Source organism: Chelatococcus sp. CO-6, assembly GCF_001271345.1.
GTDB lineage: Bacteria > Pseudomonadota > Alphaproteobacteria > Rhizobiales > Beijerinckiaceae > Chelatococcus_A > Chelatococcus_A caeni.
Map to the genome: position 1 here is coordinate 3,879,712 of NZ_CP012398.1, position 13,150 is coordinate 3,892,861.

Here is a 13,150-nt window from a genome sequence, read left to right on the forward strand (position 1 = left end):
GCCGGTCAGCCCTGCAGCTTGGCCCAGACCTCGCGATCGCGCTCGGCCGTCCAGATGCGCGGATGCTCGATGCCGTCGTATTCGTCCCACAGGCGCTGCACGTCGAAGGGCAGGCAATGCTCGAAGATCGGCCATGAGCCGAACTCGGGCGCGAGGGCGTCGCGGGTGGCCTCGAAGGCTTCCTTCAAACTGCCGCCTGCCTTGTGGACGCGGCCGACGTTCTCGATCATGCTGTTCAGGAACTTGCGGGTCTGTTCGACCGCCGCATCGGTCTCCGCGACGCCGCGCGCCACCGCACCACGCCCGCCGATCAGGTTCTCGGCCCGGTAGGCCTTGACGTTGTCGAGCGTCTTGCCGACCCAGTCGAAGTGATAGGCATCGCCCGTGTAGAGCGCGGCCTTGGCCTCGACGAGGTCGCCCGCATAGAGCGTGCGCGTCTTGTCGTGCCACACTGTGATGTCGCCGCCGGTATGGCCGCGGCCCAGGAAGCGCAGCTCGAGCCGGCCGCGCCCGCCGCCGAGCTCGATGTCGTACTCGTTCTCGAAGGTGATGGTGGGCCAGGTCAGGCCGGGCACCTCTTCGGCATTCTTGGCGAGGCGCGGCATGCGGCCGAACTCGCTCTTCCAGTCCTCTTCGCCGCGCTCGGCCACCAGGTCGCGCGAGGCGCGGGACATGATGATGTCCTGCGCCTCGAAGGCACTGGCGCCCAGCACGCGCACGGCGTGATAGTGGGTGAGGATGAGATAGCGGACCGGCTTGTCCGTGTGCTCGCGCAGGATCTTCAGCCAGTCGCGCGAGGCCGCCGGCGTGGCGCGCGACTCGATGGCGACGACGAAATCCTCCCCCTCGACGGCGCCGACATTGGGATCGCCCTCGGCAGTCAGCGCATAGACGCCGTCGGCGAGAATCTCGAGCGTGTCGGTCTTGCGGGCGGTGTCGGCCGAGGATGCGAACGGCTTGCCCATGGTTGTCTCCTCTTCCATGCTTCCGGCTGGAATGTCTTCGAAATAATTTCTAATGAAACGATCTCGGGCTGTATGTCATTAGGTCTGACGACAGCGACCGGCGCCTTGCGACGGCGAGGGAGGAGAAGGGACCCATGTCTTCGGCCGGCTTGATCGACCCGGACCGCGCCGCGGCCTTGCTCGATGCGCGCGATCCGGCGGTGTTTTCGGACCGCCTGCTCGAGGCCGCGCACACGGTCGCCGGGATCGAGGAGCTCTTCGCCTTTCGCGTCGGCGAGGGTGCGCCCGAGACGCTGGCCTTGTCCAGCGAGCTGGCCGAAGCACCCGAGCGGGCGGGGGCCTATGCGCGACGCTTTCATCGCAGCGACCCCGCCGTGGCCGCACGCCTCGCGGCACGGCAGGGAACCGGCTTCGTCTGCCGCATTCCCGCCTCTGCGATCGCGCTCGGCACCTACCGCAAGCTCTGTTTCGAGCGCCCGCGCTTCTCGGAGAAGATCTGCTTCGGCTGGCGCGCGCCCGCGCACAGCCTCGTGGTGAACTTCTACCTGCGCCGGACAGGGGCCGAGATCGACATGGCGCAGCTCGGCGCACTGGCGCAGGTCGCGATCACCGGATTGACGCGCCTGATACGGCAACCCGCCGAGGGCGCTCCGCTCGTGCAGCAGGTGGAGCGCCGCCTGGCCGAGGCGCATCGCAGGCTGACCCTGCGCGAGCGAGAGGTCTGCGCCCGCACGCTCACCGGCCGGACCGCGCGCGAGATCGGCGAGGAACTGGGGCTGGGGGTCGGGACGGTGCTGACCTATCGCCAGCGCGCCTATCAGAAGCTCGGCGTATCGAAGGCGAACGACCTGCTCGCCGCCGTCATGGGGTGAAGGCCAAGCGCTCGCGTCAAAGCACCGGAAGGCGGTGGTGGCGGTCACCCACACGATCTCCTGCGGGCGCGGATCGCCCGGTTTTTCAAGTGGTTATGCATTTTCGCCCGCTCCATCGTTGCGGCTTGTCACCGCGCCTCGGCAAGAGTGTTGTTGCAATTGAAACGAAAAATGAGGTAGGAGAGTCGCACCACGACGATCTGCCGCCGCGCCGCCGAGGCGTGCCTGCGAGCGCAGACAGACCGGGGAGATACGATGCCGATGGCCGGGAAGCCGTTGCGCAGCTGGGTGCCGGCTGCGAACGCGGACGATTGCGATTTTCCCATTCAGAACCTGCCCTATGGCGTGTTTTCCACGCAGGGCGGGGCGCCGCGCTGCGGTGTCGCCATCGGCGACATGATCGTCGATCTGGCGGCGTGCGAGGCGCGGGGGCTTATTAAGGCCGGCGGCACCTTTGCGCAGCCGCAGTTGAACGAGTTCATCGCGCTCGGGCGTGGCAAGTGGGACGAGGTGCGCGCCAGACTGACGGCGCTCCTCGCCGAAGGCGGCGACGAGAGCCTGCCGCTCGTCCCGATGGCGGGGGCCCGGATGCACCTGCCGATCCGGGTGACCGAGTTCACCGATTTCTATGCCTCGAAGAACCACGCCTTCAACGTGGGCGTGCTGTTCCGCGGGCCCGAGAATGCGCTGCCGCCGCAATGGACGCACATGCCGATCGGCTACAACGGGCGGGCATCCTCGGTCGTGGTCTCGGGCACGCCGATCCGGCGGCCGATGGGACAGGTCAGGGGAGAGGACGGGCCGGTCTGGAGCCGCTGCCGGCGGCTGGATCTCGAGCTCGAGCTCGGCGCCATCGTCGGCGCCGACAGCCGCATGGGCGAGCGTGTCAGCGTCGAGGAGGCCGAAGCGATGATCTTCGGCTATGTGCTGCTGAACGACTGGTCCGCCCGCGACATCCAGGCCTGGGAATACCAGCCCCTCGGCCCTTTCCAGTCGAAGGCGCTCGGGACCACGATCGGCGCCTGGGTGGTGACCCAGGCCGCGCTCGAACCGTTCCGCTGCCAGGGGGCCGAACGGGTGGCCCCGCTGTTGCCCTATCTGCGGGAGGAGCGTCCCGGCTTCTATGACCTCATCGTCGGCTGGACCATGAACGGCCAGACGATGGGGCGGACGAACTACAACGTCATGTATTATTCGAGCGCCCAGCAGCTGGCGCATCACACGGTATCGGGCTGTCCGATGCGGGTGGGGGACCTCATCGGCTCGGGCACGATCTCCGGCCCGACCATCGGCGAGACCGGGGCGCTCCTGGAGATGACGCAGGGCGGAAAGAACCCCGTCGAGGTCAACGGCGAGGAACGCACCTTCATCGAGGACGGCGACGAGATCGGCCTCTACGCCTACGCTCAGGGCGATGGCTACCGCATCGGTTTCGGCCCCTGCACGGGCCGCATCCTGCCGGCGCAGGAGTGACGGCGATGGCCGCCGCACGGGTGCTGCTGCACGACTACTGGCGCTCATCCGCCTCCTTTCGGGTGCGGATCGCCCTGGCGCTGAAGGGCATCGCCTATGAGCGCGCGCCGGTGGATCTGGTCGCGGGGGTGCAGCACGGCGCGGCGCATCGGGCGCTGAACCCGCAGGGGCTGGTGCCCGTGCTGGAGATCGACGGCCTCAGGCTGACGCAGTCGCTGGCGATCCTCGAATATCTGGAGGAGACCCGGCCCGAGCCGCCGCTGCTGCCGCGGGAGGCAGGCGCGCGGGCGCATGTGCGGGCGCTCGCCCTGGCGGTGGCCTGCGAGATCCATCCGGTTTCGAACCTCGCCGTGCTGGCCCGGGTGGAGCGGCTGGCAAGCGCCGAGGCCCGCGCTGCCTGGAACCGCGACAACATCGCCGAGGGTCTCGCCGCCTTCGAGCAGATGCTCGACCATCCGGGCTTCACCGGCCGCTTCAGCCACGGCGAGCAGCCGGGCCTCGCCGACTGCGTGCTCATCCCGCAGCTCTACAACGCGGCGCGCTGGGGCGTCGCCTTCGATCATCTGCCCCGCATCCAAGCCGCGGCGCGCGCCTGCGAGGCCGTGCCTGCCTTTGCCGAAGCACATCCGGACAATTTCAACCCTTCGCGGGAGACGAAGGGCATTCAGGGAGAGAAACCATGAAATCGCTGAAGCTGGCTCTCACCGGGCTCATCCTGTCGTCGACGCCCCTGATGGCGGAAGAGCTCATCATGTCGTCGTGGCTGCCGCCCAAGCATCCCATCGTCGTCAACGCCTTCGAGCCCTGGGCCAAGGAGGTGGAGAAGGTCACCGAGGGGCGGGTGACCGTTAAGATCATGGGCAAGCCGCTCGGCAGCCCGCCGGCGCATTTCGACATGGCGCGCGACGGCATCGCCGACATCACCTACGGTCTGCATTCCTTCACCGAGGACGACCGCTTCAAGCGCGCGCGCCTGGGGCAGTTCAGCTTCCTGGGCGACGATGCCGTCGCCAATTCCAAGGCCTACTGGACGATCTACGGCGGCAAGCTGGATGCGGCAAGCGAGCACAAGGGCACGCATCTCCTCGGCCTCTTCATGCACGGCCCCGGCCTGCTGCACAACAACAAGCGCAAGATCGAGAAGCCGGACGACATGGCCGGCCTGAAGCTGCGCGTGCCGGGCGGCTATGTCGGCGATCTCGTCTCGTCGCTGAAGGCGACGCCGCTCTTCATGTCCTCGCCGGAGGTCTACGAGAAGCTGTCGCGCGGCGTGATCGACGGGGTGGCCTTCACCTATGAGGCGATGACGGCCTTCAACCTCGTCGACTACATCAAATATTCGATGACCGTGCCGGGCGGCATCTACAACACCACCTGGTTCTTCGTCATCAACGAGGGCAAGTGGAACAGCCTGTCGGAGAAGGACCGCGCCGCCATCGATGCGATCTCGGGCGAAGCCTTCGCCGAACGCGTCGGTCAGGCCTGGAACAATGCCGACGTCGTCGCCAAGGAGAAGGTGGGCGACAAGGTGCTCTTCTACAAGGCCGGCCCCGAGGTGGTCGCGGCCCTGCGCGAGGCGGCCGCCGGGCTGGAAAAGACGTGGGCGGACAGCCTCGGCAACGACTATGACGGCGCCGCCGCCCTGGCCGAATTCCGCCAGATGACCGGGGTCGGGAGCGAATGAGCCGTTCCGGACCCATGGCCGGTGATCCGCCCCCGGACATGATCCCGGGGCGGAGCCAGCATCGGCAGGCGGGCTGGTATCGCCTGCTGGCGGGCGTCGCGGCGCTGCTGATCATGATGCTGATCGGCGTCACCTGCGTCGACGTGGTCGGCCGCTATCTGCTGAACCGGCCTTTCGGCGGCGCCTATGAGCTGACGCAGATGCTGCTCGCGGCGCTCGTCTTCATGGCATTGCCGCTGACCAGCGCCGACGGCGGCCATGTCGAGGTGGACCTCGCGCTGCACCTCTTCCCGCGCGGCTTCCAGCGCCTGCTCGGCCGGCTTGCCGGCCTCGTCTCGGCGGTGGTGCTCGTCTATTTCGCCTGGCGGCTGATCGAGATCGGCTTGGACCAGCTGCGCGGGGGCACGCGCAGCGCCTCGCTGGCCCTGCCGATGGCGCCGCTCGCCTTCCTGGCGGCGGCGAGCTGCGCGGTCTCGGCCCTCGTCATGGTCTTGCGGCGGGAGGAGCCATGACCATTTCCCTGATCGCCTTCGCCATCCTGCTCGTCTTGGTCTTCGCGCGCATTCCCATTGCCTTCGCGATGGCCCTCGTCGGGGGCGTCGGCTTCGCGCTGCTGCGCGGCTGGGGCCCGGCGGGCGCCATGGTCGGCAACGCGGTCTTCGAGACCGGGCTCAACTATTCGCTGTCCGTGGTGCCGCTGTTCATCTTCATGGGCAACGTGCTGGCCGGATCGGGCATCGCCCAGGGCCTGTTCTCCGCCGCGGACCGGGTCTTCGGGCGGATGCGCGGCGGGCTCGCCATGGCCACGGTCCTGTCCTGCGGCGGCTTTTCGGCGGTCTGCGGATCGTCGCTCGCCACAGCGGCGACGATGTCCAAGGTGACGATGCCGTCGATGCGCCGCTTCGGCTATGCCGACAGCCTGGCGACCGGTGCCATCGCAGCGGGCGGCACGCTCGGCATCCTGATCCCGCCCTCGGTCGTGCTGATCATCTTCGGCCTCCTGACCGAGGCCGATATCGGCAAGCTGTTCCTCGCGGGCATCATCCCCGGCGTCGTCGGCATCGTCGGCTACCTGCTCGCCGTGATGGTCGCGGTGCGGCTCAACCCGGAACAGGCGCCGCCGGTGCGCGAGGTGCATCCGATGACACGGCGCGATGCGATCAGCGTCGCCGCGGTGCTGGCGCTCTTCGCCTTCATCATGACGGGCATCTATGGCGGGCTCTTCACGCCCATCGAGGCCGCCGGCATGGGCGCCGCCGCCGCGCTGGTGATCGCCTTTGCGACCGGCGGGCTGACCCGTGCCGCGCTATGGCGGGCGTTTCTCGACAGCGCCACCGCCTCGGCGATGATCTTCGCCATCATCATCGGGGCCGAGATCTTCAGCAATTTCGTGACCTTCGCGGGCCTGCCCGACAGCCTGTCGGCCATGGTCGAGAATCTCGGCCTGTCGCCCTGGGCAGTGCTGCTCGCCATCGTGCTGATCTACATCGTCCTCGGCTGCTTCCTCGAAAGTCTGTCGATGATCCTGCTCACGGTGCCGGTCTTCTATCCGCTCGTCTCGGAGCTCGATTTCGGGCTCGCCATCCTGCAGGACCCGGACGCCGTCCTGATCTGGTTCGCCATCATCGTCGTCGTGGTGACCGAGATCAGCCTCATCACGCCCCCGATCGGCATGAATGTCTTCGTCCTGCGCTCGGTGCTGCCCGACGTGCCGCTACGCACCATCTTCCGCGGGGTCTACGTCTTCTGGATGGCCGACATCGTCCGCCTGGCGCTGATCATCGGCCTGCCGGTGCTGTCGCTCTATCTCGTCACCTGACCCGGGGCAGGGCGGTTGATTTCGGTCAAGGCGCCAAGCATCCCTACCATCCGAACTATCTGTCTCTTCCGGCGGTCCTCATGCGCATCGAGCTCTTCTTTCCCTATCGCCTTGCGGTCGTCGCCGAGGCCTTCTCGCGCCAGCTCGCCGCCGTCTACGGCCGTGAGCACGGGCTCTCGCGCGAGGAATGGCGGCTGCTCTTCCTCCTGGAGGACGCCGGGGTGCTCGATTCGCTGCAGCTGTCGCAGCGCACGTCGCTCGGCAAGGTGCAGGTCAGCCGCGCCGCCTCGCGGCTGGAAGAGAAGGGGCTGATCACGCGCGAGGTGCTGGGGTCGGACCGGCGGCTGCGCAATTACGCCATCACCGATGCGGGGCGGGATCTGTTCCAGCGGGCCTTCGGCGGCGTCGAGGCCCGCGCGCAGGAGATCCTCAACGCCATGCCAGCCCGCGACCGCGCCGCGCTCGAGCAGGGCATCACCGCGCTGGACCAGGCGATCGCCGCGGTGACGGAGCCCGAACGGGGGCGCGGCACCAGTTTCCCGCGCCCGGGGCAATCGCCCCGGGAGGGATAGGGGTCAGCCGCCCCGCGCGATCAGACGGTCGAGGGCCCTGTCCAGTCCCGCCGCCTCGGGGCCGAGTTCGGCGAGGAGCTCGGCCTGGAACGCCTCGGCGATCCGACCGAGGCGGCCCATCAGCTCCTGCCCCTCAGGAGTCAGTTCCAGCGCGATCAGGCGGCCGTCGCCGGCGTGGCCCGATTTGCGCACGAGCCCCGCCTGTTCGAGGCGCGATGCGGCCCGGCTGACGATCGACTTGTCGAGATTCACCCGCACATTGATGTCGCGCACACTGACCGCGCCCGAGCGGTTCAGATGCGCCAGCACCCGCCACTCCGGGATGGTCAGCCCCGCCTCGGCGCCATACAGCGCGGCGAAGCGGCGGCTGACCTGGGCGGCGGCGACCGACAGGCGGTAGGGCAGAAATCCCTCCAGATCGAACGACATGCGCTGCTCCTCTTTCACGGAAGATGAGCAGAGATTCGTTGCGTCGACAACAAAAACACGGGTCGGCCAGGAAGGGCGTTGACATCGTTGCATCAGCAACGATAATTCGTTGTAACTGCAACGAACATGTTCCGCACAGGAGGAGCGACGATGACGAAGCATGAGCTGCCGCGCGGCATGGTGCGGGCCACGATCACCACCGGCACGCACGAGGGCTACATGCCCGGCTTCGGCAATGACTTCGAGACCGAGGCGCTGCCCGGCGCGCTGCCGCAGGGGCAGAACTCGCCGCAGAAATGCAATTACGGCCTTTATGCCGAGCAGCTCTCCGGCACCGCCTTCACCGCGCCGCGCGGCCAGAACGAGCGGACCTGGTGCTATCGCATCCGCCCCTCCGTCCGCCACACCGGCGCCTTCGCCGAGATTTCGGTGCCTTACTGGAAGACCGCGCCGAACGTCCTGCCCGAGGTCATCAGCCTCGGTCAGTATCGCTGGGATCCGGTGCCGCTGCCCGCTGCGGACGAGGACCTGACCTGGATCACCGGCATGCGCACGATGACCACGGCGGGCGACGTGAATACCCAGGTCGGCATGGCGAGCCACATCTATCTCGTCACGCGCTCGATGCAGGATGAGTACTTCTTCTCGGCCGACAGCGAGCTCCTGATCGTGCCCCAGGAGGGCCGGCTGCGCTTCTGCACCGAGCTCGGCGTCATCGACATTGAGCCGAAGGAGATCGCCATCATCCCGCGCGGCCTCGTCTATCGCGTCGAGGTGCTGGAGGGGCCGGCGCGCGGCTTCGTGTGCGAGAACTACGGCCAGAAGTTCGACCTGCCGGGCCGCGGCCCGATCGGCGCCAACTGCCTCGCGAACCCGCGTGATTTCAAGACGCCCGTCGCCGCCTTCGAGGACCGCGAGGTGCGCTCGCGGGTCATCATCAAGTGGTGCGGCCGCTTCCACGAGACCTGGATCGACCATTCACCGCTCGACGTGGTCGCGTGGCACGGCAACTACTGTCCCTGCAAATACGACCTGCGCACCTACAGCCCGGTCGGCGCCATCCTGTTCGACCATCCGGACCCGTCGATCTTCACCGTGCTGACGGCGCCTTCGGGGCAGGAGGGAACGGCCAATATCGACTTCGTGCTGTTCCGCGAACGCTGGATGGTGGCCGAGCACAGCTTCCGCCCGCCCTGGTATCACAAGAACATCATGTCCGAGCTGATGGGCAACATCTACGGCATCTACGACGCCAAGCCCCAGGGCTTCGCGCCGGGCGGCATGAGCCTGCACAACTGCATGCTGCCGCACGGGCCGGATCGCAACGCCTTCGAGGGCGCCTCGAATGCCGAATTGAAGCCCGAGAAGTTGGACGAGACCATGAGCTTCATGTTCGAGACCCGCTTTCCGCAGCATCTGACGGAATTCGCCGCGAAAGAGGCGCCGATGCAGCAGGACTACATCGAGGTCTGGCACCAGCTCGAGAAGAAGTTCGACGGCACCCCCGGCGTGAAGTGACGGCGCGCCCCGGCGCCCGAGCCGGAAGACGGGCGCCGGGGCGGGGCTCAGTTCAGGTGACGCTTGAACCAGTCGATGGTGCGCTCCCACGCGAGCTTGGCCGCCGCTTCGTCGTAGCGCGGCGTCGAATCGTTGTGAAATCCGTGGTTGGTGCCCGGATAGACATGCGCTTCATAGGTCTTGCCGTGCTGCTTCAGCGCCGCCTCGTAGGCCGGCCAGCCGGCGTTGACATTGTCGTCGTGCTCGGCGAAGTGCAGCAGAAGCGGCGCGTTGATCTTGGGCACATCCTCCACCGGGGCCTGCCGGCCGTAGAAGGGGACCGCCGCCGCGAGCTCCGGATAGGCCACGGCGGCCGCGTTCGACACGCCCCCTCCGTAGCAGAAGCCGATGACGCCGACCTTGTCGGTGGTCAGCTCGTTGTCGTCCAGGAATTCGATCGCCGCGAAGAAGTCGTTCATCAGCTTCATCGGGTCGACCTGGCGCTGCAGTTCGCGCCCCTTCTCGTCGTTGCCGGGATAGCCGCCGACAGACGTCAGCCCGTCGGGCGCGAGCGCCACGAAACCTTCCTTGGCCAGCCGGCGCGCAACATCCTCGATATAGGGATTGAGGCCGCGGTTCTCGTGCACCACGACCACCCCCGGCACCGGGCCCGTGGCCTTCGACGGTCGCACCAGATAGCCGCGCACCTCACCGTGCCCGTTGGGGGAGGGATAGGTGATATATTCCGCAACGATGTCGGGATCGGTGAAGGCGACCTGCTGGGCCAGGGCATAATCCGGGCTGAGCATGCCGAGAAGCGTTGCGGCCGTCATGCCTCCGACCGCGAACTTGCCCGCCCTGTCGAGGAATTCACGCTTGGTGATCCGCCCGTGAGCATAGAAGTCGTAGAGCTCGAGCAGCTCCTGCGGAAAGTCTTTCGCTGTCAGTCGCACCGTGGTGCCCTCCCTGAAATTGCCGGCGCATGATAGAGCGTTCCGGACAGGCGGGAGGTCACGCTTGCGCTACCGTCGCGGCCGTCCTTCAGCGCTGGCGGCTCTCGCGCCAGGCGGCGAACTCGGCCCTGGTGCCTTCCTCGGTCGGCGGATAGAGCCCGAGGATCGAGCGTCCCTCCAGCACCTTCTCCATGACGAAATCCTCGAAGGCCGTCATCTCCGCCGCCTCCGCGGCGATCTCGGAAGCGAGATGCCGCGGCACGACGACGACGCCCTCGCTGTCGCCCACCACGACATCGCCGGGCCAGACCGGCACGTCGCCGCAGCCGATGGGCACGTTGATGTCGAGAGCCTGGTGCAGGGTGAGGTTCGTCGGCGCCGAGGGGCGGTGGTGATAGGCGGGGAAGGGCAGGCGCGCGATCTCGGGTGAATCGCGGAAGCCGCCGTCGGTGACGATGCCGGCGACGCCGCGCTTCATGAGCCGCGACACGAGGATGGAACCGGCGGAGGCCGCCCGCGCATCCTTGCGGCTGTCGATGACGAAGACGGCCCCCGGCGGGCATTCCTCGACGGCCTTGCGCTGCGGATGGCTGCGGTCCTGGAAGACCGTGAGCGGATTGAGGTCCTCGCGCGCCGGGATGTAGCGCAGCGTGTAGGCCTCGCCGACCATGTTCGGCAGGTCGGGATTGAGCGGGCGCACATCCTGGATGAACTGGTTGCGCAGGCCGCGCTTGAAGAGGGCCGTGCACAGGGTCGCCGTGCTGACGGTCTTGAAAATCTCGCGAACGGTCGGGTCCAGCGTATTCATCGAGAATGTCTCCGGGATCGGCCAATCCAAGGGCAGGGCGGGGTCGGCCGCCGGTCCTTGCCCGTCGCAACGGAAAGGGTCTTCATCGCATTGGCGAGCGGTGAAGCGACTGCTTCAGCCTGCCAGCAATGTACGGGACTAGAGCACTAATGCATTAGTGCGTCAATCGGGGAAACATGCTATCCCTGCTCCGATGACACCTGGGGCGTATGGTATGGACGAGGAAACCGCGTTTGCCGCAGGCCGGAGCCGGGAGCGCCTGCGCGGCGCCGGGCAGCTCTTCGATCTCCTGCGCACCGAAATCATGTCGCTCAAGCTCGCGCCGGGCACGGTGCTGTCGCGGCTCGAGCTGCAGGAGCGCTTCGGGCTGAGCTCGACGCCCATCCGCGATGCGCTGATGCGCCTGCAGGAGGAGGGCCTCGTCGACATCTTCCCGCAGCACGCGACGCTGGTGAGCCGCATCGACCTGCGGCGGGCGCGCGAGGCGCAGTTCCTGCGCCGGTCCGTGGAGATCGAGATCGTGCGGCTTCTGGCAGCGGCGCCCGATGAGCAGCTGGTCGGGCAACTGCGCAGCATCATCCGCCAGCAGGAGGCCTTCGCCGGCCTCGATGAGCAAGAGGCCTTCACCGCGCGCGACGAGCTGTTCCACCGGGTCCTCTACGAGGCGGCCGATGTGGCCGACCTGTGGCAGGTGGTCCGCCGCCAGGGCGGGCACATCGACCGCCTGCGCCGCCTCAACCTGCCGGTCGCCGGCAAGATGCAGGAGATCGTCCGCGACCATGCCGCCGTCGTCGACGCCGTCGCGAAGGGCGAACCACGCGCGGCCGAGGAGGCCATGCGCGCGCACCTGTCGCGCTCGCTCGGCTTCGCCGACAGGCTGCGTGATGCGCATCCCGATTACTTCAGCGATTGAAGCGCCGTCGTCAGGCTGTCGCCCGCCGCACGATCTCGAAGCCGATGTCGATGGTCTTTTCCGGCACCTCGACGCCGTTCAGCCGGGCGAGCAGCGCCGATGCCGCCCGCTCGCCAAGGAGCGCCCGGTCGACGCGCACGGTGGTCAGCGGCGGCAGCGTATGCGCGGCGAAGACCTGGTCACCGAACCCGATGACGGCGACGTCCTCCGGCACCCGAAGGCCGCGCGCCTGGGCCTCGATGAGCACGCCGTGGGCGAGAAGGTCCGAACTGCAGAAGATGACGCCATCCCGGAAGGCCTGCTCGTCGACGAGGCGCGCCAGCGCCAGGCGCCCGCGCTCGATGCTGGCCCCGCCCTCGAAACAGACCTCGGGCACGCTTGCAAAGCCGGCCTCGATGAGCGCCCGGGCGAAAGCATCCTTGCGGCGCAGCGCCCGCTCATCTCCGGCCGAGACATTGGCGGCGCGCCTGTAGCCGTTCTCCCTGACGAAGGCGGCGACCGCTTTGCCGGCTTCCGTATGGGAGAAGCCGACGCAGGTGTCGATGGGCGTTTCGGTGACGTCCCACACCTCGACGACCGGGATGCCGGCCCCGAGCAGCATGTGGCGGCAGGGGTCGGAATGGCGGATGCCGGTGAGCAGCACGGCGTCGGGCCGCCGCGTGAGCAGCTTGGCCACGAGCTCCTGCTCCTCGTCCTGGGAGAAGCCTGTCTCCGACATCAGCAGCTGGTAGCCCGAGGCGCGGACGGCCTGGGAGAAATGCTGCATCAGGCTCGAATAGACGATGTTGGTGATCGACGGGATCAGCGCCGCGATCAGCTTGCTGCGCTTGGAGGCCAGCGCGCCGGCGACGAGATTGGGCACGTAGCCCGTGACGGCAATGGCGTGGCGGATGCGCGCCAGGGTGGCGGGTGACACCTTGTCCGGCTCGTTCAGCGCCCGCGAGACCGTGACCTGCGAGACACCGGCGAGGCGGGCGACCGTTTCCATCGTCACGGGGCGGGGGGAACGGTCCTCCTTGTCGGTAACGCGCTGATTCTTCAACACGATGCTGTCCTGATGGGATCCACAGGCATCGTTCTAGAGCATTTGCGGGGCCAAGTTGACCGGAAAATGCTCCGCCCCTGCGCCGCCGCCCGCCCGGCGGACGGCAGCGCAGGTATCGGC

General features: G+C 67.7%; 14 protein-coding genes. 9 read left to right on the forward strand and 5 right to left on the reverse strand.

Going from position 1 to position 13,150, the window contains the following annotated elements:
* Positions 1-5: 5 nt before the first annotated feature.
* A complete protein-coding gene (locus AL346_RS18155) occupies positions 6-965 on the reverse strand; it encodes an MBL fold metallo-hydrolase (RefSeq protein WP_019403153.1) in 960 nt (319 codons plus the stop codon).
* A gap of 134 nt (positions 966-1,099) precedes the next feature.
* Here AL346_RS18155 and AL346_RS18160 point away from each other — a divergent pair, with 134 nt between their 5' ends.
* From AL346_RS18160 to AL346_RS18190, 7 genes are all read left to right on the forward strand, one after another.
* The gene (locus tag AL346_RS18160) at positions 1,100-1,837 is read left to right on the forward strand and encodes a helix-turn-helix transcriptional regulator (protein ID WP_019403154.1); all 738 of its coding nucleotides are present in this window, start codon (positions 1,100-1,102) and stop codon (positions 1,835-1,837) included.
* Positions 1,838-2,098: 261 nt separating this feature from the next.
* Positions 2,099-3,310, forward strand: coding sequence for a fumarylacetoacetase (fahA, locus tag AL346_RS18165; protein WP_019403155.1), 1,212 nt, complete (start codon positions 2,099-2,101; stop codon positions 3,308-3,310).
* Between the two features lie 5 nt (positions 3,311-3,315).
* Complete coding sequence (gene maiA / locus AL346_RS18170; RefSeq protein ID WP_019403156.1) at positions 3,316-3,993, forward strand: maleylacetoacetate isomerase; 678 nt, start codon at positions 3,316-3,318, stop codon at positions 3,991-3,993.
* Positions 3,990-4,994: a TRAP transporter substrate-binding protein gene (locus tag AL346_RS18175; RefSeq protein WP_019403157.1), complete on the forward strand. Its 1,005-nt coding sequence runs from the start codon at positions 3,990-3,992 to the stop codon at positions 4,992-4,994. Before maiA ends, AL346_RS18175 begins: the two co-directional genes overlap by 4 nt.
* On the forward strand, positions 4,991-5,506 hold the full coding sequence (locus tag AL346_RS18180; RefSeq protein ID WP_156332801.1) for a TRAP transporter small permease: 516 nt from the start codon (positions 4,991-4,993) through the stop codon (positions 5,504-5,506). The genes AL346_RS18175 and AL346_RS18180 overlap by 4 nt, the downstream gene beginning before the upstream one ends.
* Complete coding sequence (locus AL346_RS18185; protein ID WP_019403159.1) at positions 5,503-6,813, forward strand: TRAP transporter large permease; 1,311 nt, start codon at positions 5,503-5,505, stop codon at positions 6,811-6,813. The genes AL346_RS18180 and AL346_RS18185 overlap by 4 nt, the downstream gene beginning before the upstream one ends.
* An 80-nt stretch (positions 6,814-6,893) precedes the next feature.
* Complete coding sequence (locus AL346_RS18190) at positions 6,894-7,385, forward strand: MarR family winged helix-turn-helix transcriptional regulator (protein WP_019403160.1); 492 nt, start codon at positions 6,894-6,896, stop codon at positions 7,383-7,385.
* Between the two features lie 3 nt (positions 7,386-7,388).
* Here AL346_RS18190 and AL346_RS18195 read toward each other — a convergent pair whose 3' ends face one another.
* Positions 7,389-7,814, reverse strand: coding sequence for a MarR family winged helix-turn-helix transcriptional regulator (locus AL346_RS18195; RefSeq protein WP_019403161.1), 426 nt, complete (start codon positions 7,812-7,814; stop codon positions 7,389-7,391).
* Positions 7,815-7,964: 150 nt separating this feature from the next.
* Between AL346_RS18195 and hmgA the strand changes: the two genes are divergently transcribed.
* Complete coding sequence (hmgA, locus tag AL346_RS18200; protein ID WP_019403162.1) at positions 7,965-9,332, forward strand: homogentisate 1,2-dioxygenase; 1,368 nt, start codon at positions 7,965-7,967, stop codon at positions 9,330-9,332.
* A 47-nt stretch (positions 9,333-9,379) separates the two neighbouring features.
* Here the strand turns inward: hmgA and yghX are convergent, their stop codons facing one another.
* On the reverse strand, positions 9,380-10,264 hold the full coding sequence (gene yghX / locus AL346_RS18205) for a YghX family hydrolase (RefSeq protein ID WP_019403163.1): 885 nt from the start codon (positions 10,262-10,264) through the stop codon (positions 9,380-9,382).
* An 88-nt stretch (positions 10,265-10,352) separates the two neighbouring features.
* Positions 10,353-11,072 carry a ribonuclease activity regulator RraA gene (locus AL346_RS18210; RefSeq protein WP_019403164.1) on the reverse strand — a complete coding sequence of 240 codons (720 nt, stop codon included), beginning with the start codon at positions 11,070-11,072 and terminating at the stop codon, positions 10,353-10,355.
* A 214-nt stretch (positions 11,073-11,286) separates the two neighbouring features.
* On the opposite strand from AL346_RS18210, the gene AL346_RS18215 reads away from it, so the two are divergent.
* On the forward strand, positions 11,287-11,985 hold the full coding sequence (locus AL346_RS18215) for a GntR family transcriptional regulator (RefSeq protein ID WP_019403165.1): 699 nt from the start codon (positions 11,287-11,289) through the stop codon (positions 11,983-11,985).
* A 10-nt stretch (positions 11,986-11,995) separates the two neighbouring features.
* Here AL346_RS18215 and AL346_RS18220 read toward each other — a convergent pair whose 3' ends face one another.
* Positions 11,996-13,030 carry a LacI family DNA-binding transcriptional regulator gene (locus AL346_RS18220; RefSeq protein WP_245258919.1) on the reverse strand — a complete coding sequence of 345 codons (1,035 nt, stop codon included), beginning with the start codon at positions 13,028-13,030 and terminating at the stop codon, positions 11,996-11,998.
* Between the last annotated feature and the right edge of the window lie 120 nt (positions 13,031-13,150).

Coding starts and splice junctions, on each gene's coding strand:
- AL346_RS18155 (WP_019403153.1), bottom strand. CDS start 965: ATGGGCAAGCCGTTCGCATCCTCGGCCGACACCGCCCGCAAGACCGAC.
- AL346_RS18160 (WP_019403154.1), top strand. CDS start 1,100: ATGTCTTCGGCCGGCTTGATCGACCCGGACCGCGCCGCGGCCTTGCTC.
- fahA (WP_019403155.1), top strand. CDS start 2,099: ATGGCCGGGAAGCCGTTGCGCAGCTGGGTGCCGGCTGCGAACGCGGAC.
- maiA (WP_019403156.1), top strand. CDS start 3,316: ATGGCCGCCGCACGGGTGCTGCTGCACGACTACTGGCGCTCATCCGCC.
- AL346_RS18175 (WP_019403157.1), top strand. CDS start 3,990: ATGAAATCGCTGAAGCTGGCTCTCACCGGGCTCATCCTGTCGTCGACG.
- AL346_RS18180 (WP_156332801.1), top strand. CDS start 4,991: ATGAGCCGTTCCGGACCCATGGCCGGTGATCCGCCCCCGGACATGATC.
- AL346_RS18185 (WP_019403159.1), top strand. CDS start 5,503: ATGACCATTTCCCTGATCGCCTTCGCCATCCTGCTCGTCTTGGTCTTC.
- AL346_RS18190 (WP_019403160.1), top strand. CDS start 6,894: ATGCGCATCGAGCTCTTCTTTCCCTATCGCCTTGCGGTCGTCGCCGAG.
- AL346_RS18195 (WP_019403161.1), bottom strand. CDS start 7,814: ATGTCGTTCGATCTGGAGGGATTTCTGCCCTACCGCCTGTCGGTCGCC.
- hmgA (WP_019403162.1), top strand. CDS start 7,965: ATGACGAAGCATGAGCTGCCGCGCGGCATGGTGCGGGCCACGATCACC.
- AL346_RS18210 (WP_019403164.1), bottom strand. CDS start 11,072: ATGAATACGCTGGACCCGACCGTTCGCGAGATTTTCAAGACCGTCAGC.
- AL346_RS18215 (WP_019403165.1), top strand. CDS start 11,287: ATGGACGAGGAAACCGCGTTTGCCGCAGGCCGGAGCCGGGAGCGCCTG.